Annotated in this window: 15 protein-coding genes; 3 read left to right on the top strand and 12 right to left on the bottom strand. The window is 60.3% G+C overall.

Annotation, left to right across the window (positions count from 1 at the left end; genetic code table 11):
- Positions 1-171: 171 nt before the first annotated feature.
- From AC1RDQ_RS12600 to AC1RDQ_RS12590, 3 genes are read left to right on the top strand one after another with little or no spacing between them, the layout of a single operon-like run.
- The gene (locus AC1RDQ_RS12600; RefSeq protein WP_057712492.1) at positions 172-1,275 is read left to right on the top strand and encodes an efflux RND transporter periplasmic adaptor subunit; all 1,104 of its coding nucleotides are present in this window, start codon (positions 172-174) and stop codon (positions 1,273-1,275) included.
- On the top strand, positions 1,272-2,336 hold the full coding sequence (locus tag AC1RDQ_RS12595; RefSeq protein ID WP_057712491.1) for an efflux RND transporter periplasmic adaptor subunit: 1,065 nt from the start codon (positions 1,272-1,274) through the stop codon (positions 2,334-2,336). Before AC1RDQ_RS12600 ends, AC1RDQ_RS12595 begins: the two co-directional genes overlap by 4 nt.
- Positions 2,333-5,383 carry an efflux RND transporter permease subunit gene (locus AC1RDQ_RS12590; RefSeq protein ID WP_492587444.1) on the top strand — a complete coding sequence of 1,017 codons (3,051 nt, stop codon included), beginning with the start codon at positions 2,333-2,335 and terminating at the stop codon, positions 5,381-5,383. Before AC1RDQ_RS12595 ends, AC1RDQ_RS12590 begins: the two co-directional genes overlap by 4 nt.
- Before the next feature lie 98 nt (positions 5,384-5,481).
- On the opposite strand, the gene AC1RDQ_RS12585 is transcribed toward AC1RDQ_RS12590, so the two are convergent.
- The 12 genes from AC1RDQ_RS12585 to tcyJ all read right to left on the bottom strand — a co-directional run bounded on the left by AC1RDQ_RS12585 (position 5,482) and on the right by tcyJ (position 17,450).
- Positions 5,482-6,111: a class I SAM-dependent methyltransferase gene (locus AC1RDQ_RS12585; RefSeq protein WP_492587442.1), complete on the bottom strand. Its 630-nt coding sequence runs from the start codon at positions 6,109-6,111 to the stop codon at positions 5,482-5,484.
- A 185-nt stretch (positions 6,112-6,296) separates the two neighbouring features.
- A complete protein-coding gene (locus tag AC1RDQ_RS12580; protein WP_090452477.1) occupies positions 6,297-6,635 on the bottom strand; it encodes a DUF6124 family protein in 339 nt (112 codons plus the stop codon).
- A 468-nt stretch (positions 6,636-7,103) separates the two neighbouring features.
- Complete coding sequence (locus AC1RDQ_RS12575) at positions 7,104-7,748, bottom strand: methionine ABC transporter permease (protein WP_102701880.1); 645 nt, start codon at positions 7,746-7,748, stop codon at positions 7,104-7,106.
- A complete protein-coding gene (locus AC1RDQ_RS12570; protein ID WP_492587440.1) occupies positions 7,738-8,859 on the bottom strand; it encodes a methionine ABC transporter ATP-binding protein in 1,122 nt (373 codons plus the stop codon). Before AC1RDQ_RS12570 ends, AC1RDQ_RS12575 begins: the two co-directional genes overlap by 11 nt.
- Positions 8,860-8,861: 2 nt before the next feature.
- A complete protein-coding gene (locus AC1RDQ_RS12565; RefSeq protein ID WP_492587438.1) occupies positions 8,862-9,671 on the bottom strand; it encodes a MetQ/NlpA family ABC transporter substrate-binding protein in 810 nt (269 codons plus the stop codon).
- A gap of 129 nt (positions 9,672-9,800) precedes the next feature.
- Positions 9,801-11,159 (bottom strand): LLM class flavin-dependent oxidoreductase, encoded by a 1,359-nt coding sequence (locus AC1RDQ_RS12560; protein WP_492587436.1) that lies wholly within the window; start codon positions 11,157-11,159, stop codon positions 9,801-9,803.
- Positions 11,159-12,352 (bottom strand): SfnB family sulfur acquisition oxidoreductase, encoded by a 1,194-nt coding sequence (locus AC1RDQ_RS12555; protein ID WP_492587434.1) that lies wholly within the window; start codon positions 12,350-12,352, stop codon positions 11,159-11,161. The genes AC1RDQ_RS12560 and AC1RDQ_RS12555 overlap by 1 nt, the downstream gene beginning before the upstream one ends.
- 23 nt (positions 12,353-12,375) lie before the next feature.
- The gene (locus AC1RDQ_RS12550) at positions 12,376-13,608 is read right to left on the bottom strand and encodes an SfnB family sulfur acquisition oxidoreductase (protein WP_492587432.1); all 1,233 of its coding nucleotides are present in this window, start codon (positions 13,606-13,608) and stop codon (positions 12,376-12,378) included.
- A 373-nt stretch (positions 13,609-13,981) separates the two neighbouring features.
- The gene (locus AC1RDQ_RS12545; protein ID WP_492587430.1) at positions 13,982-14,743 is read right to left on the bottom strand and encodes a hypothetical protein; all 762 of its coding nucleotides are present in this window, start codon (positions 14,741-14,743) and stop codon (positions 13,982-13,984) included.
- Positions 14,744-15,224: 481 nt separating this feature from the next.
- Positions 15,225-15,980: an L-cystine ABC transporter ATP-binding protein TcyN gene (tcyN, locus tag AC1RDQ_RS12540; RefSeq protein WP_057712481.1), complete on the bottom strand. Its 756-nt coding sequence runs from the start codon at positions 15,978-15,980 to the stop codon at positions 15,225-15,227.
- 4 nt (positions 15,981-15,984) lie between these two features.
- The gene (gene tcyL / locus AC1RDQ_RS12535; RefSeq protein WP_007983131.1) at positions 15,985-16,650 is read right to left on the bottom strand and encodes a cystine ABC transporter permease; all 666 of its coding nucleotides are present in this window, start codon (positions 16,648-16,650) and stop codon (positions 15,985-15,987) included.
- Positions 16,650-17,450, bottom strand: a complete 801-nt coding sequence (tcyJ, locus tag AC1RDQ_RS12530) for a cystine ABC transporter substrate-binding protein (protein ID WP_090452489.1) — start codon at positions 17,448-17,450, stop codon at positions 16,650-16,652. Before tcyJ ends, tcyL begins: the two co-directional genes overlap by 1 nt.
- Between the last annotated feature and the right edge of the window lie 162 nt (positions 17,451-17,612).

Genomic DNA, 17,612 nt, shown 5'->3' with positions numbered 1-17,612 from the left:
TCCTGAGGGGGGATCGACCGGGGCTCATTGTCAGGCATGCACAGGCGTCTATGGCAAGTGTTTCACGGCTGAAAGAGTGTGAGCTTTTTCTTCATAAGACGCTCGTGCAAGGTTCCAATCCTGTTCTAAGCTCTCTGTCGAGTTGTACATGGAAAAGGCCAAGGAGTTTGCATGGTGGTTCCCGGATTTAAAGTAGTCATGGCCTTGAGTGTCGTCACCCTGCTGACGGCTTGCGACGAGAAAAAACCCGTGCAGGAATACCTGCCACGGGTGTTCGTGCAAGTCGTCAAGCCGGCCGATTACGCGGTCCCGGTTACCCTCACCGGTGATATCCAGGCCCGGGTACAGACGGAGCTGTCTTTCCGCGTGGGTGGCAAGATCATCCAGCGCTCGGTCGACGTCGGTGATCGAGTGACCGCCAAGCAAGTGCTGGCCCGGCTCGACCCCAAGGATTTGCAGACCAATGTCGATTCGGCCCAGGCGCAAGTCGTCGCCGAACAGGCGCGGGTGACGCAAAGTGCGGCGGCGTTCGTGCGTCAGCAAAAATTGCTGCCCAAGGGTTACACCAGCCAGAGCGAATACGACTCGGCCCAGGCAACTTTGCACAGCAGCCAGAGCGCCCTGAGCGCTGCCAAGGCGCAGTTGGCCAATGCCAAGGATCAATTGAGCTATACGGCGCTGATCGCCGATGCACCGGGGATCATTACCGAGCGCCAGGCGGAAGTCGGCCAGGTGGTGCAGGCGACGATGCCGATCTTCAGCCTGGCCCGTGACGGCGACCGGGATGCGGTGTTCAACGTCTACGAATCGCTGCTGGCCGAGAAGCCGAGAGATCACACCATTGTCCTCAGCCTGGTCGATAACCCTGCGATCAAAACCACTGGCACCGTACGCGAAATCACCCCGGCGGTGTCGGCGCAATCCGGAACCGTGCAGGTCAAGGTCGGCCTCGACAAACTGCCCGACGGCATGCAGTTGGGTTCGGTGGTGAGTGCCACGGCCAGCGGATCGGGCAAGTCGGTCATCGAGTTGCCGTGGTCGGCGCTGACCAAAAACATCAGTGCCCCCGCTGTCTGGATTGTCGACGACAAGGGCAAGGCCCAATTGCATTCAGTCACGGTCGGCCGCTACCTGACCGGCAAGGTCATCATCAGCGGCGGGTTGAAGGACGGGGACAAAGTCATCATCGCCGGCGGACAACTCTTGCACCCGGACATGGAAGTCGAAATTGCCGAAAACACTTACAAGGATCTGACGTGGGGAGCCAAGCCATGAAGCCTTTATGGGCGTTGTCCATCGGGCTGGTGCTGAGCGCCTGTTCCAAAAACGAACCGCCGCCGGCGCCGGTACGGCCGGTGTTGTCGATCAAGGTCCAGACCTTGAGCGAAGAGGACCTGGGCCGCTTCGCCGGTAGCATCCAGGCGCGCTATGAAAGCAATACCGGCTTCCGCGTGGACGGGCGAATCGCCAGCCGTAACGTCGATGTCGGCGCCGAGGTGGAGAAGGGTACGCTGCTCGCCACCCTCGACCCTTCCGACCAGCAGAACCAATTGCGTTCGGCCCAGGGCGACCTGTCGAAAATTCAGGCGCAACTGATCAATGCCAAGGCCAGTGCCCTGCGCCAGCAAGCCTTGTTTGATCGTGGGGTCGGCGCGCAAGCGCAACTCGACGAGGCCAACACGGACCTCAAAACCACCCAGGCCTCCCTCGATCAGGCCCGGGCGGCCGTTAACCAGAGCAAGGACCAACTGGGCTACACCGAGCTGCGCGCCGACCATAAAGCCGTGGTCACCCAGTGGAGCGCCGAGGCCGGGCAAGTGGTAACGGCCGGTCAGCAAGTGGTGACTCTGGCGCAACCGGACATCAAGGAAGCGGTGATCGACCTGCCCGATACCCTGGTCGATCAACTGCCCAGCGATGTGGTGTTTCTGGTCGCTGCGCAGCTGGATCCGAGCATCAACACCACCGCCATCATCCGTGAAATCGAACCTCAGGCTCAAAGCGCCACACGCACCCGTCGCGCCCGCCTGAGCCTGGCTGAAACACCAGATGGCTTTCGCCTCGGCACAGCCATCAGCGTCACCCTGAGCTCGGCGATCAAGCCGCGTATCGAGTTGCCTGTCACCGCGCTGCAGGAGGTCGATGGCAAGCCACGCATCTGGGTGATTGATGCACAGAGTAAAACCGTCTCCCCCCGTGACATCACCGTGATCAGCCGTACCGACAGCACCGTGGTGCTGGCTGGCGGCGTGAAGAACGGCGAGCGGGTGGTCAGTGCCGGTGTGAACAGCCTCAAGCCGGGGCAACAAGTGAAAATCGACGAGGACAGTCAATGAAAGGGCCTTTCAACCTCTCGGAATGGGCCCTCAAGCATCAGTCGTTCATCTGGTATCTGATGTTCGTCGCGTTGTTGATGGGTGTGTTCTCGTATTTCAACCTGGGGCGCGAAGAAGACCCTTCGTTCACCATCAAGACCATGGTGATCCAGAGCAAATGGCCGGGGGCGACCCAGGAGGAAACCCTCGAACAGATCACTGACCGGATCGAGAAGAAGCTCGAGGAGCTCGACTCCCTCGACTATGTGAAAAGCTACACGCGCCCCGGCGAATCGACGGTGTACGTGAACCTGCGCGACACCACCAGTGCCAAGGACATCCCGGAAATCTGGTACCAGGTGCGCAAGAAGATCAACGACATCAAATACCAGTTCCCGCAAGGCATACAGGGGCCGTCGTTCAACGACGAGTTCGGTGACGTCTTCGGGTCGATCTACGCCTTCACCGCCGATGGCCTGACCATGCGTCAGTTGCGCGACTACGTGGAACAGGCCCGCATGGAAATTCGCGGCGTGCCGGGGCTGGGCAAGATCGAAATGGTCGGCCAGCAGGACGAAGTGCTGTACTTGAACTTCTCCACGCGCAAACTCGCTGCGCTGGGCATCGATCAGCGTCAGGTGGTGCAGAGCCTGCAAACCCAGAACTCCGTGACCCCGGCGGGTGTCATCGAGGCCGGGCCGGAGCGGATTTCGGTGCGTACTTCGGGGCAGTTCGCTTCGGAGAAAGACCTGGCCGAGGTCAACCTCAAGCTCAATGACCGCTTCTATCGTCTGGCCGACATTGCCGAAATCAGCCGCGGCTACGTCGATCCGTCCTCGCCGGAATTCCGCTTCAACGGCAAACCGGCCATCGGCCTGGCGATTGCCATGCAGAAGGGTGGCAACGTCCAGGCGTTCGGCAAGGCCCTGCACACCCGTATCGACGAGTTGACCGCCGACCTGCCGGTCGGTGTCGGCATTGACAACGTCTCCGACCAGGCCGTGGTGGTGGAGGAGGCCGTTGGCGGCTTTACCAGCGCGTTGTTCGAGGCCGTGGTGATCGTACTGTTGGTCAGCTTCGTCAGCCTTGGCGTGCGTGCCGGGCTGGTGGTGGCTTGCTCGATCCCGTTGGTGCTGGCGATGGTGTTCGTGTTCATGGAATACAGCGGCATCACCATGCAGCGGATTTCCCTCGGTGCACTGATCATCGCCCTCGGCCTGTTGGTGGACGATGCGATGATCACCGTGGAAATGATGGTCACGCGTCTGGAATTGGGCGAGACCAAGGAGCAGGCGGCGACCTTCGCCTACACCTCCACGGCGTTCCCGATGCTCACCGGTACGCTGGTGACGGTGGCGGGCTTCGTGCCGATCGGCTTGAACGCCAGCTCGGCCGGTGAATACACCTACACCCTGTTTGCGGTGATTGCCTGCGCGATGCTGGTGTCGTGGGTGGTGGCGGTATTGTTTGCGCCGGTGATCGGCGTGCACATTCTCAGTACCAACGTGAAACCCCATGAAGGCGAACCCGGGCGTATCGGCAAGGCGTTCAACGGCGGGCTGCTGTGGTGCATGCGCAATCGCTGGTGGGCCATTGGCATCACCGTACTGTGCTTTGTACTGGCGGTGTTCAGCATGCGCTACGTGCAGAACCAGTTCTTCCCGTCTTCGGATCGGCCGGAAATCCTGGTGGACCTGAACCTGCCGCAAAACGCCTCGATCGACGAAACCCGCCGGGCCGTCGATCGCCTTGAAGCCACGCTCAAGGACGATCCGGACATCGTGCGCTGGAGCACCTACGTCGGCCAGGGTGCCATCCGCTTCTATCTGCCACTGGACCAACAACTGCAAAACCCGTTCTACGCGCAGTTGGTGATCGTCAGCAAAGGCCATACCCGTGAAGCCATGATGCAGAAGCTTCGCGAGCGCTTGCGCAACGACTTCGTCGGCATCGGCAGTTATGTCCAGGCACTGGAAATGGGCCCGCCGGTAGGGCGTCCGATCCAGTACCGGGTCAGCGGCAAGGACGTCGACCAGGTGCGCCGACATGCCATCGACCTGGCCACTGAGCTGGACAAGAACCCGCACATTGGCGAGATCATCTACGACTGGAACGAACCGGGCAAAGTGCTGCGGATCGACATCGCCCAGGACAAGGCGCGGCAGTTGGGGTTGTCTTCGGAGGATGTGGCCAACCTGATGAACGGCATCGTCAGCGGCCAGTCAGTGACTCAGGTCGATGACGACATTTACCTGATCAACGTGGTCGGTCGCGCGGTGGATTCCGAACGCGGTACGCCGGAAACCCTGCAGAACCTGCAAATCGTCACGCCAAGCGGCACGTCGATACCGCTGCTGGCGTTCGCCACGGTGCGCTACGAACTGGAGCAGCCGCTGGTGTGGCGTCGCGATCGCCTGCCGACCATCACCATCAAGGCGGCGATACGCGACGAGATCCAGCCGACGGACCTGGTGAAAATCCTCAAGCCGTCCATCGACGAATTCGCTGCCAAATTGCCGGCCGGCTACAAGGTCGCCACCGGTGGTACGGTGGAGGAAAGCGGCAAGGCCCAGGGACCGATTGCCAAGGTTGTGCCGCTGATGCTGTTCTTGATGGCGACCTTCCTGATGATCCAGCTGCACAGCGTGCAGAAGCTGTTCCTGGTGGCCAGCGTCGCGCCGCTGGGGCTGATCGGCGTGGTGATCGCGCTGGTGCCGACAGGCACGCCCATGGGCTTCGTGGCGATCCTCGGGATTCTGGCGCTGATCGGTATCATCATTCGCAACTCGGTGATCCTGGTGACCCAGATCGAGGAATACGAGCTGAAGGGTTATGCACCGTGGGATGCAGTGGTACAGGCCACCGAACATCGGCGCCGGCCGATCCTGCTGACCGCAGCGGCGGCGAGCATGGGGATGATCCCGATTGCCCGGGAAGTGTTCTGGGGGCCGATGGCCTACGCGATGATCGGCGGGATCGTCATCGCCACCTTGCTGACGCTGCTGTTTTTGCCGGCGCTGTATGTGGCCTGGTACAAGATTCGCGAGCCGAAGAAAGAGGTGCAGTAAAGGCGAGCGCTTCGCGCTCATCGCGAGCAAGCTCGCTCCCACAGGTTGACCGCAATCCACTGTGGGAGCGAGCTTGCTCGCGATGGCGTCCGAATGGGCTACACAGCTTTACGCCAGACACTCGCCAACCAGGGCTGCTGCTCCCGCGGCAGCCCTGTCGGCCGGTAGTAATGCTCCAGCTCCACAAACCCCGCCTCGATCAACAAATGCTGCCAGGCCGCCAGGTCATGATACGACCCATAACGCGGCCCGTTCCAGCCTTCCTGATTCTCGCCACGGGGATTGGAACTGAACAACACCCCACCCGGTTTCAGCGCTCCCCACAACTGCATCAACACCCGTGGTAATTCCTGACGCGGAACATGAAACAGCACCGCGTTGGCAAAGATCCCGTCAAAACGCTCGGCCGGCAGATCAAGCTTCAAAAAGTCCTGCTGCCAGACCTCGCAACCACTGTCCTCACGGGCCATCTGCGCGAGTTTTTCCGAACCGTCGAGGCCGACAGCCTTGTGGCCCATACGGGTGAAGGTTTGCAAATCCCGACCCGGCCCGCAGCCGAAATCGAGAATGTCGAAAGGCGCCTCGCCCTGAATGTGCCGCAGCAGGGCATCGATGTTCTGGCTGACGTCGTGATCGCGGGTGCCTTCACGGAAGTCTTCGGCCACTGCGTTGTAATGGCCCAGGGTGGTGGCGGTGATCTGTTCGAGGTCGTCGGGTGTTTGCTTCATGGTCGGCTGCGCGGGCAAGTGGGATGGGTCGAATATACGCCATCATGCCGGGGGCTGCTTCGCAGCCCATCGCGAGCAAGCTCGCTCCCACAATGATTCGCGCCGTGCATAAATTTGGTCTGCACTGAGGATCAACTGTGGGAGCGAGCTTGCTCGCGATGGCGTTGGTACTGACAACAGATGGCTCAGCCCTTTTTCATCCCCAAACATTCAATGGAGTGATCAACCATTGCCTTGGCAATCTCCAGCAAATGCCAGATCGAGTACACCATCGCACGGTCGGCGCCCTTGAGTTGATCGCCACACTGATACGCCGTGACTGAAGCGCAACGCAGCAGATCGGCAACATAGAGCTGGGTGTCTTCGAAGCTCACGTCTTTGCTGACGTTGTAGAAGCGCAGTTCATCGGGGCGGGTGGGTTGATCGCCGGTCAGGTAAAAATCAATCGCACGGTAGAGCGCTGATCGATCCCTGGTTTCGTCGGTGGATGTTTCCGGAGGTGGATCGGGTACGGATTTTTCCATGAGTGTCACTCCTATTGCTGCATGGGAGCCATCACTTATCGCCTACTAAACGATTGGGTGGCGGCTGTACGCAGGTTAGTAGGCCGGTCAATAGGAAAACCGGTGCACCCGAAGATGCCCCACGCACAGCCACCATATTCTGCATGCGGCAAAATTTGCCGGACATGAGCATGGAATCGCTATGCGCCTATTGTTCCGGGCTACTAAACCCGATCACTGATGAGCAGTGACGGACGGAGACTAGCCACCGGATTTGGCAGGCGCAAGCGAGCGAAATGATCTAGGAAACTTCCTGCAAAGGAAAGGGAACGGGCCTTCGGAAACGCTGATTTCTTTGTACGAAATATCGCCAGAATCGCCACTCATGTAGGAGCGAGCTTGCTCGCGAAAAACCTGAGGGCGCCACGGGGAATCTGGTTTCCCGCGTTATCGTTGACCTCCATCGCGAGCAGGCTCGCTCCTACAGGGCTACCGCTTGTTGAGACCCCGCGCCAACCGATCCCCACCGAGCTGAATCACCGCCACCAACGCCACCAGCAACACAATCACCGTCAACATGATCTGGCTATCAAACCGCTGATACCCATACCGATAGGCAATGTCGCCCAGTCCACCGGCGCCAATCGCCCCGGCCATGGCCGAGGAGTTGATCATCGTCACCAGGGTGATGGTGAACCCGCCAACAATCCCCGGCAGCGCTTCCGGCAACAACACATGCCAGACGATGTGCCAGCGCCGGCAGCCCATGGCTTGCGCCGCTTCGATCAAACCGTGGTCGACCTCGCGCAAGCTGACTTCGGCAATGCGCGCAAAGAACGGTGTAGCCGCGATGGTCAATGGCACCACGGCCGCCCATACGCCGTAAGTAGTGCCGACGATCAACCGCGTGAACGGAATCAACGCCACCATCAAAATCAGGAAAGGAACCGAGCGAAACAGGTTCACGAACGCACCCAACACGCGGTTCAGCGCCGGTGCTTCGTAGATGCCGCCCTTGGAGCTGGTGACCAGGATCACCGCCAGCGGAATGCCCGCCAACAGCGCGATCAACGACGACACGCCGACCATCAGGAACGTGTCGATAAAGCCCTGCAGCAGGCGATCAAACCACATAACCCAGTACCTCCACCTGTTGCGCCCATTGGCCGGCGCGCCGACGCAATTCTTCGGCTGCGAGGGGTGAGCCCGTCACCGCCAGCAGCAGTTGCCCAAGCGCATGCCCCTGAATCCGTTCCACACCGCCTTGCAGCAAGCGAACTCGGCCACCAAGGGCACTGAACAATGCCGCCAGGTCCGGTTCGTCGCGTTGGCTGCCGGTGAACTGCAAGCGCAGGACCACAGCGGCGTCGCAGGCACCCGATTGCGCCAACAGACGGCTTTGCAGTTCTTGCGGCAATGCGTGTTGCAACGGTGCCAGCAATGTCTTGCTGACCTCATGTTGTGGATTGCCGAACACTTCCCAGACCGGGCCTTGCTCGACGATTCTCCCGTGCTCCAGCACCACCACCCGATCACAGATTTCACGGATCACCGCCATCTCGTGGGTGATCAGCACAATGGTCAGGCCCAGGCGTTGATTGATCTCGCGCAGCAGGCCGAGAATCGACTGCGTAGTCTCCGGGTCCAGTGCCGAGGTGGCTTCGTCACACAGCAAAATTTCCGGGTCATGCACCAGCGCCCGGGCAATGCCCACGCGCTGTTTCTGCCCGCCGGACAACTGCGCCGGGTAAGCCTTGTGTTTGGCCTGCAAGCCCACCAGTTCCAGCAGCTCACGGACTTTGCGCTCGCGTTGTTCCTTGGGCACGCCAGCGACTTTCAACGGCAGTTCGACGTTCTGCCAAACGGTCTTGGCCGACATCAGGTTGAAGTGCTGGAAGATCATGCCGATGCGCCGACGCAGCGCCACCAGTCGGTCTTCGTCGAACTCGCCGATGTCCACTTGATCGATCAGTACCCGACCGCTGCTCGGCTGTTCCAGGCGATTGATGGTGCGGATCAGCGACGACTTGCCGGCGCCGCTGCGGCCGATGATGCCGAACACTTCGCCGCGCTGGATCGCCAGGTCGATGCCGTGCAACGCGGCCACCGGTCCTTGCTGGCCGTTGTAGGTTTTACCCAGGCCGATGAAGCGTACGTGGGCATGGTTGAGTTCGGGATGCAGCTCAGTGCGCTCGGCGCTTTGCGGCTCTGGAATCTCCAGTCGCCGTTGGATGGCGGCGGTCATGCTCAGCTTTCCCAGCCGGCTTGATAGAGCTTGCCGTGGGCTTTATCCAGCGCGGCGCGCACAGCCGGTGAGTGCTGGTAGATGTCGACGAACTTGATCAGGCGCGGGTCGGTTTTGCTCTTGGGCTGGATCACGAACTGAATCACGTATTCCTTGTGATCGAGGCCGTCGAACAGCAGCGCGGAGCCCGCGTCGAAGGTTTTCGACAAGCGAATGTAGGCCGGGTAGCCCTGCACCAGATCGGCATCGTCATAGGCGCGTACCAGTTGCACGGCTTCGACCTGGAGGATCTTGATGTGCTTCGGGTTGGCGATGATGTCTTCTTCGGTGGCCTTGTAGCCGACGCCGGGCTTGAGGGTGATCAGACCGGCCTTGGCCAGCAGCTGCAAGCCACGACCGCTGTTGATCGGATCGTTGGCGATGGCCACGCTGGCGCCTTGGGGCAGTTCGTCGAAGCTTTTGTATTTCTTCGAGTAGAGGCCGACGTTGTTGATGATCCCCGGCGCGAACGGCACCAGATCGAAACCTGATGCTGCCTTGGCGTTTTCCAGGAACGGGATGTGCTGGAAGTAGTTCACGTCGATGTCGCCTGCGGCGAGGCTGACGTTCGGCGCGATCCAGTCGGTGAACTCCACCAGTTCGACCTTCAGGCCTTGTTTGCCGGCTTCTTCGACCGCTGCTTCCAGGGGGATGGCGAAGGCGGCGGTGGTGCCGATTTTCAGCGGGGCGTCGGCGGCGAAGGTCACCGAGCTGAACAGGCCGAGGGCCAGGGCCAGTGCTTTGACTGGGTGAGAGAGGTAGTGCTTTTTCATGATGAGTTATCCAGTCAGTGCATTAAGTTTGTGGTGTCTGTTCGGGCCTCTTCGCGAGCAAGCTCGCTCCCACAGTGGATCTCGGGTGTTCACACAATCCCTGTGGGAGCGAGCTTGCTCGCGATGCTTTTAGCGTCGGTAAGTCGAGCCGGTATGTTGCTCAGGCAGATGCGCCTCCCGCTGAAACAGCTTTTCGCGCAAGGTCCCGTCGTCGTACGCGGTCTTGTAAGAGCCCCGCCGTTGCAACTCGGGGATCACCAGCTCGATGAAGTCCTCATAGCTTTCCGGCGTGACGATGCGGGTCAGGTTGAAGCCATCCAGCCCGGTCTCGGCGATCCACGATTCCAGTTCATCCGCCACTTGCAGCGGTGAACCGACCACGGTGATGTAGCGACCGCCGAGGGCGTGTTGTTCGAGTAATTTGCGTCGGGTCCAGTCGTTGTTTTGCAGATGCTTGGTGGCAGACTGGATGGCGTTGCTTTTCACGTACTGGATTGGCTCGTCGATTTCGTACTGAGAAAAATCGATCCCGGTGGATGCCGAGAAGTGCGCCACGCCGGCCTCTGCACTGGCGTAGCTCAGGTACTCGGCGTGCTTGGCCCAGGCCAGCTCCTCGGTGGCGCCAACGATCACGTTCAGGCCCATGAACACCTTGATGTCCTCGGGATTGCGCCCGGCTTCGACGGCGCTGGCGCGCACCTTGTCCACCTGCGCCTTGGTCGATGCCTTGGTCTGGCCACTGATGAACACGCACTCGGCATGTCGCCCGGCGAACAGCAAACCGCGATCCGAGCTGCCGGCCTGGAACAGCACCGGCGTGCGCTGGGGCGAGGGTTCACACAGGTGATAACCCTCGACCTGATAGAACTCGCCCTTGTGCTCGACCTTGTGCACTTTGTCCGGCTGCGCGTAGATCCGTTGCCGTGGATCGTTGAGCACCGCGCCGTTTTCCCAACTGCCTTCCAGGAGTTTGTAAAGCACCTCCAGGTACTCGTCGGCCTGGTCATAACGACGGTCATGCTCGACTTGTTCGCTCAGGCCCATGGCCTTGGCGGCGCTGTCGAGATAGCCGGTGACGATGTTCCAGCCGACCCGCCCACGGCTCAGGTGATCCAGGGTCGACAGGCGGCGGGCGAACAGATACGGCGCTTCGTAGGTGAGGTTGGCGGTCAGGCCGAAACCGAGGTTTTTCGTTACCGCCGCCATGGCCGAGACCAGCAGCAGCGGGTCGTTGACCGGCAACTGGATCGACTCTTTCAACGGCACGTCCACCGAGTTCTGGTAGACGTCGTAGACCCCGACGATGTCGGCGATGAACAGGCCGTCGAACAGCCCGCGCTCCAGCAGTTGCGCCAGTTCGGTCCAGTACTCGAGGGTGTTGTAGCGGGTTGATGTGTCGCGCGGGTGCGTCCACAAACCGTGGTTGATGTGCCCGATGCAGTTCATGTTGAACGCGTTGAGCAGGATCTTCTTTTTCGCGGCGGTCATCAAATGGTCCCCCGCAGTGGCGGGTTTTCATCGTTGAGGTAGTAATTGCCGACAGCGTGGTACTTCCAGCGCACCGGGTCGTGCAGGGTGTGCACCCGGGCGTTGCGCCAGTGGCGATCCAGGCTGTGCTCAATCAGGGTCGCCTGGCTGCCGGCCAGTTCGAACAGCGTGCTGCCGGCGGCCAGGGAGATTTCGGTGCTGAGGGCGCGTGCTTCGGCGACGGCAATCGAGGCGGCCGCGACGGTCTCGGCCTGCGTGTCGGCCTGGGCCTTGTCGAGCAATTCACCGGCACGTTCCAGCAGCGCCTCGGCGGCGTGCAGGCGAATGCTCAGGTGGCCGAAGCTCTTGAGGGTCAGCGGATCGTCCGTGGCTTTTTCGTGGGTGGCGTCGATCCAGGGCCGGGTTTTCGTGCGCACGAAATGCAGCGCATCTTCATACGCGGCGCGGGCGATGCCGGTGTCGATGGCGGCATGGAGAATCTGCGCCAGCGGGCCGACCGGAGTCGGGCGCTCGAAAGCGCTTTGAAAGGGGATCACATCTTCGGCTGCGACGTAGACATCTTCGAACACCACCGAACCGCTGCCGGTGGTGCGCTGGCCGAAGCCGCTCCAGTCGTCGATCACGCTCAGGCCCTTGCTGTTGCGCGGGACGAACGCCAGTTGCTGCACGCCGTTTTCATCCACCACCGAGGTGGGAATGCGCTGGGCGTAAATCGCGCCCGTGGCGTAGAACTTGCGACCATTGATGCGATAGCCGCTGGCGTCGCGGGTCAGGCTTGTGACGCGATCGTGTGCGGTTTTAGTGCCGAGTTCGGCCAACGCATTGCCGAAGCGTTGACCGGCCAAAACCTCGGCGTACAGGCGTTGCTTCTGCTCGTGGCTGCCGTTCACCCGCAGTACTTCGAGGGCATAGAAATGGTTTTGCGGGATCTGCCCCAGGGAGCCGTCGGCCCGGGCGATCAAGGCGATGACCTTGGCCAGGGTGACGTTGGAAACACCGGCGCCGCCATACTCTTTTGGCACGCTGATGCCCCACAGGCCCGATCGGGAAAACACTTCCAGTTCCGGGTGTGGCAAGCGGCGCTCGCGGTCGCGTGTGGCGCTGTCGCGTTTGAAGTCTTCGGCAAGGTCGCTGGCGACGATCAGAGCTTGTTCATCGCTGGCGATGACCGCGACGTGGTGAGAACTTGTCATATGTTTCTCCAGATGTCTGGTCGTCAGATCCAGGAATGGCGATTAGGCAGCGTGCCGTTGAGGCGATAGGCGCCGACCGCGTGATACTTCCAGCGCACCGGGTCGTGCAAGGTGTGCACCCGGGCGTTGCGCCAGTGGCGGTCGAGGTTGAATTCGGCGAGGGTCGCGCGGCTGCCGGCCAGTTCGAGCAGCTTTTCGCTGGCCAGCAACGAAATCTCGGTGGTCAGCACTTTGGCTTCGGCCACGGCAATCGAGGCGCGGGCGGCGGACTCGGCGGTGAGTGGTGCAGCGCTGACGTCATCGAGCACTTGCCCGGCCTTGCGCAGCAGCGCTTCGGCGGCGTGCAGTTCGATTTTCAACCTGCCGATATCGGCGATCACGTACAGGTCATCGCTGGCCCGCTCGACCTTGGCGTCGATCCACGGCCGGGCGCGGGTTCTCACGAAGTCGATAGCGTCGTCGATGGCGCCTCGGGCGATACCGGCGTCGATGGCCGCTTGAATCAGCTGCGAGACGGCACCCTGGATGTTCGGCGTGTCGTTGATCCGCCAGTTATCCACCACCAGTTCGGGATCGGCCTGCACGTTGTTGAGCAAAATCGTGCCGCTGGCGGTGGTGCGCTGACCAAAACCGGACCAGTCATCGACAATGCGCAATCCCGGTGTGCCACGACGGATGAACGCCAGCACCTGCTTGCCATCGTCGTTCAACGCTTTGACCGCAACCCAATGAGCGAACAGTGCGCCGGTGGAATAGAACTTCTGGCCATTGACGACGCCGTCAGCGGTGATGCGCGCCTTCAGTTCCAGGGTGTTTTTGGTGCCGCGTTCCGGCCCGGCATTGCCGATGCGCCAGCCTTCCAGGACGCTTTTGAACAGTTGTTGTTTCTGCGCTTCGGTGGCGCTGCCGAGCACCAGGTTAAGAATGCCGAACTGGTTTTGCGGGATCTGCCCAAGCGCCGGGTCGGCGGCGGAAATGATCGCGAAGACCTCGGCCAGGGTGACGAACGAAACCTGCGGGCCACCGTACTCGCGGGGGATGGAAATACTGCCCAGGCCGCTGCGGGTGAACTGCTCGATTTCCGACCATGGGAGCTTGCGCTGCTGGTCTCGTTTGGCTGCTTGCTGGCGGGCGACTTGCGCCAGTTCGTGGGCCGCCTTGATGGCTTGAGCGTCGTTGCGCAAGATTTGTGCGGGCAACAACAGCGGGGCGATGTCCAGGTCACTCTGGACGATTGCATCTGCCAGACTGGACATCAGTGCCGCTCCTTGGCTGCACGCAATGCCCTGGCGATCTGCACTGGGGTGATTGTGTTCCGGACCATACCTACCTCACATCTTATGGAAGCGCCGCTTGTGGCGGCGCATGAAAACAAGGATGTCCGGTGGTCCGGTGTATATACCCTAAACGTGTATAAATATTTTATGAACTAACTTTTAGGAATATGTATAGAAGGGTGTTCTCGAGGGAGAGCGCAATCCCTGTGGCGAGGGGGCTTGCCCCCGTTCGACTGCGCAGCAGTCGCAAAACCTTTCTCCACGATTTATTTGAATGGACTCAATTGCAGGGTTTTGGGGGCGCTGCGCACCCCAACGGGGGCAAGCCCCCTCGCCACAGAAGCGGTATTCATTACTTGCGGGATTCGGCGGCCTTGAGCACTTTTTTCGGGGGGACTTTCAGATAAGGATTGGCGCAACCGATTTTCAGCGTACGGGCCGGCGCCCAGCGGGAGTTGTTTCCAACCCGGTCGAGAATGCAGTACGTCACTTCCAACCGCAGGTCTTCGCCGGCTTCGAGGATGATGGCCGGCGGTATCCAGACCTGAATCGGCTGACCCACATCGGTGGCCTTGAGCCGTGGCAGATCCATGCGCACATCGCCCCAGCGCAGGGTGATTTCGTCGTCGACGGCCATGTTCAGGTACGGCTCGATGGTCAAGGGAACACCGCGCTTGACCTGGCTTGGATTGACCCCCTGACGGCGAATCGCCTCGGGAATGCTCACCGGTGCCAGGCACTGGTTTTCATCGCCGCACAGCGCGGAGGGTTGGCCGCCTGGGCAGTCGAGTTTGATCTGCACGTTTCGGCTGGCCGAAATCACCGGGTCTCGACCCACCTGCATGACCCGGTAGTGAATGCGCGAGGTCCCGTTGGCGACAAAACTTTCAGGCACCCGCAGCTGCACCGGTTGGGCGACAGCGCTGGCCGTCAGCACGCGGGAGGCCACGTAGCAGTTGTCCCAGAACAGTTCGATCAGGTCACCTTCGTCCATGGCGGGGTAGGGCGCCACATCGATCAGCAGGTGCGCCGCGCAAGTGACGTTGATGCCGGTCTTGTTGGATTGCGCCAGGGTCGGGGCCACAAGCGCGGATTTGTTCGAGGTGCTTTTCATGAAGTCTCCTTGAAGTCTTGCAGCGAAGTCCGTTTCTGGGAATTCAAAAACTAAATATCGAACAGCAAAACCATTCATTATTTTTAATTGAAATAATGAGTTTGGCGTGAAGAGTGATGTTGGTCGGAGACTAGATAAGAGTCAGGGGGAGCAAGTGTCAATAAGATTTATTAGTTGTGGGTGATGCGTGATGTTATTCAGAAAGTTCCTACGGCGCAAAGTAAGTAAACCATGCCGCTGCGTCGAATTTGTCCGCTGAAAGTGGCTGAAGTCGGGCGGCTCGGCGGGCGTTGTTGGCCAGGTGCTGCGAAAGGAACATGGTGGAGATAGGGGGGTTAATTGTTGCGATGCATATATATGTACCGCGCGCGCGTACAAAATATGTATATGGAATAGATGGGTTTAGTTTGGTATTGATGAGGTGTTTTTTTCGGGGGTGTCACTTCCGTCCATGGAAGATGACCATTGTTGAGCAGGGTTGTTAGTTGTGGGCGTTATTCAGGAACTTGCTGAGAAACTGTTTTGTCCGCTCCTCTTTCGGGTTGGCAAACAATGCCTTCGCTTCGCCTTGCTCGACGATCACACCCTTGTCGAAAAACACCACACGGTTGGCCACGTCCCGGGCAAAGCCCATTTCGTGGGTAACGATCACCATGGTGCGCTTCTCTTCGGCCAGGCCGCGGATGGTCGCCAATACCTCGCCCACCAGCTCCGGGTCGAGGGCCGAGGTCGGCTCATCGAACAGGATCACTTCCGGCTCCATCGCCAGCGCCCGGGCAATCGCCACGCGCTGTTGCTGGCCACCGGAGAGGCGACGCGGGTAAGCGTCCTCCTTGCCCGCCAGGCCGACCTTGGCCAAGAGCTTCTTACCCAGGGCAACGGCGTCGGCATGTGGGGTCTTCTTGACCACGATCGGGCCTTCGATGACGTTTTCCAGGGCGGTGCGATGGGGGAACAGGTTGAAGTTCTGGAACACGAAACCTACGTGCTGGCGCAAACGCCGCACCAGGCTCTGCTGCTGGTTCAGTGGGCGGCTGGTATCGACCTCGATATCGCCGACCTTGATCCGGCCGCTGGTGGGTTCTTCCAGAAAATTCAGGCAGCGCAGGAAGGTGGTCTTGCCCGAACCGCTAGGGCCGATGATCGCGACCACCTCGCCTTCCTTGACCTCAAGATCGATGCCGTTGAGCACGATTTGACCCTTGAACTGCTTTGTCAGTTTTTCCACGACAATCATCGGGTCAGGACTCCTGGTCGTGCCGATTGACCCGCGCTTCCAGCTGGTTCTGCAGGTGCGACAGCACCGTGGCCAGGACCCAGTAGATCAGTGCGGCGGCAAGATACATGGTGAAGATTTCAAAGGTGCGGGCGGTGATCAGCTGCGCCTGACGGAACAGTTCCGGCACCTGGATGGTAGCGGCCAGCGCGGTGTCTTTTACCAGCGAAATGAAGCTGTTGCCCAGCGGCGGCAATGCGGTGCGCATCGCCTGCGGCAGGATGGCCCGGCGCAAGGTCTGCGCGCGGGTCATGCCGATACTGGCAGCCGCTTCCCACTGGCCGCGCTCGATGGAGCTGATCGCGGCACGCAGGATTTCACAGGCGTAGGCGGCCATGTTCAGCGAGAAGCCGATCAGGGCCGCTGGCAGCGGATCCAGTTCCAGACCCAATTGCGGCAAGCCGTAATAGATCACGAACAGTTGCACCAGCAACGGCGTGCCGCGAAAGAACGACACGTAGATGCGGGCGATCCAGCTCACCAGTTTGAAGCGCGACAGGCGCATCAGCGCCAGACCGAACCCCATCACCAGGCCGAAAAACATCCCGCCCAGGCTGAGGATGACCGTGTAATACGCGCCCTTGAGCAGAAAGGGCGCGGAGTCCAGTGCGAGTTGAAAAGCTTCTTCCATTATTGAGTGACGTCAGCGCTGAAGTATTTTTCCGAAAGCTTTTTCAGCGTACCGTCGGCGCGCAGCTTGTCGATGGCTTTGTTCACAGCTGCCAGCAGCTCAGGCTCGCCTTTGCGCAGGGCAATACCGGCTTCCTGACGGGAGAACGCATCACCGGCGGCGGTGGTGTCCTTGGCTTTCTTGGCGTATTCGAGCGCGGCCAGGCGGTCGATCAGAATGGCGTCGATGCGGCCGACACGCAGGTCCTGGAACTTGGTTGGATCATCTTCGTAGGTGCGGACGTCAGCCTTGGGCACATTTTCTTTCACCCACTGCTCGTAGTTGGTGCCCAGGCCTACGCCGACTTTCTTGCCAGACAGGTCAGCGGCGGACTTGATGTTCAACTCGGCGGCCTTCTTCGTCAGCACCAGCGCCTGAATACCGGAAACGGTGTACGGCTCGGAGAAGTCATACTTCTTCTTGCGCTCTTCGGAGATGGTCACCTGGTTGATCACTGCGTCCAGGCGCTTGGATTCCAGGGCCGCGAGGATGCCGTCCCATTTGGTCGGTTGCAGCTTGACCTTCACGCCCAGCTCTTTGGCCAGGGCTTCGGAGAACTCGACTTCGAAGCCGGCCAGTTTGCCGTCGGCGTCGACGAAACTGAACGGTGGGTAGGTGCCTTCCAGGCCGACGTTGATCACGCCTTTGTCCTTGATTTGTTGCAGTTGCTCACCGGCAACCGCCTGGCCAATCAGGCCGGCGCTCAGTGCCAGGCCCAGCGAACCCACCAGCAGATTGCGACGTAGTGCGGAAAAATTCATGACAAGCCCCTGTGTTTTCTTATGGGAAGACGCTTTTGTGAAAATTTGGCGAAATCGGGAATTAAGCGACAGCGCTATCCTGCCTTAAAGCAGCGTATGCGTCTCTCGGGAAATTCGCCTGTAGCATGACTATATGATGGCGTTTTTAGATTGGAAAATAAT

This window comes from Pseudomonas sp. GW823-FHT02E01 (assembly GCF_058797535.1).
The sequence above is the reverse complement of the archived record's forward strand: the minus strand, read 5'-3'. Positions and strand labels throughout refer to the sequence as shown.

Excerpts from the sequence above, each read along its gene's own strand:
- AC1RDQ_RS12585 (WP_492587442.1), bottom strand. The coding sequence starts at position 6,111 with ATGAAGCAAACACCCGACGACCTCGAACAGATCACCGCCACCACCCTG.
- AC1RDQ_RS12565 (WP_492587438.1), bottom strand. The coding sequence starts at position 9,671 with ATGAAAAAGCACTACCTCTCTCACCCAGTCAAAGCACTGGCCCTGGCC.
- AC1RDQ_RS12545 (WP_492587430.1), bottom strand. The coding sequence starts at position 14,743 with ATGAAAAGCACCTCGAACAAATCCGCGCTTGTGGCCCCGACCCTGGCG.
- AC1RDQ_RS12575 (WP_102701880.1), bottom strand. The coding sequence starts at position 7,748 with ATGTGGTTTGATCGCCTGCTGCAGGGCTTTATCGACACGTTCCTGATG.
- AC1RDQ_RS12550 (WP_492587432.1), bottom strand. The coding sequence starts at position 13,608 with ATGTCCAGTCTGGCAGATGCAATCGTCCAGAGTGACCTGGACATCGCC.
- AC1RDQ_RS12600 (WP_057712492.1), top strand. The coding sequence starts at position 172 with ATGGTGGTTCCCGGATTTAAAGTAGTCATGGCCTTGAGTGTCGTCACC.
- AC1RDQ_RS12595 (WP_057712491.1), top strand. The coding sequence starts at position 1,272 with ATGAAGCCTTTATGGGCGTTGTCCATCGGGCTGGTGCTGAGCGCCTGT.
- tcyL (WP_007983131.1), bottom strand. The coding sequence starts at position 16,650 with ATGGAAGAAGCTTTTCAACTCGCACTGGACTCCGCGCCCTTTCTGCTC.
- AC1RDQ_RS12570 (WP_492587440.1), bottom strand. The coding sequence starts at position 8,859 with ATGACCGCCGCCATCCAACGGCGACTGGAGATTCCAGAGCCGCAAAGC.
- AC1RDQ_RS12560 (WP_492587436.1), bottom strand. The coding sequence starts at position 11,159 with ATGACCGCCGCGAAAAAGAAGATCCTGCTCAACGCGTTCAACATGAAC.
- tcyJ (WP_090452489.1), bottom strand. The coding sequence starts at position 17,450 with ATGAATTTTTCCGCACTACGTCGCAATCTGCTGGTGGGTTCGCTGGGC.
- AC1RDQ_RS12580 (WP_090452477.1), bottom strand. The coding sequence starts at position 6,635 with ATGGAAAAATCCGTACCCGATCCACCTCCGGAAACATCCACCGACGAA.
- tcyN (WP_057712481.1), bottom strand. The coding sequence starts at position 15,980 with ATGATTGTCGTGGAAAAACTGACAAAGCAGTTCAAGGGTCAAATCGTG.
- AC1RDQ_RS12555 (WP_492587434.1), bottom strand. The coding sequence starts at position 12,352 with ATGACAAGTTCTCACCACGTCGCGGTCATCGCCAGCGATGAACAAGCT.
- AC1RDQ_RS12590 (WP_492587444.1), top strand. The coding sequence starts at position 2,333 with ATGAAAGGGCCTTTCAACCTCTCGGAATGGGCCCTCAAGCATCAGTCG.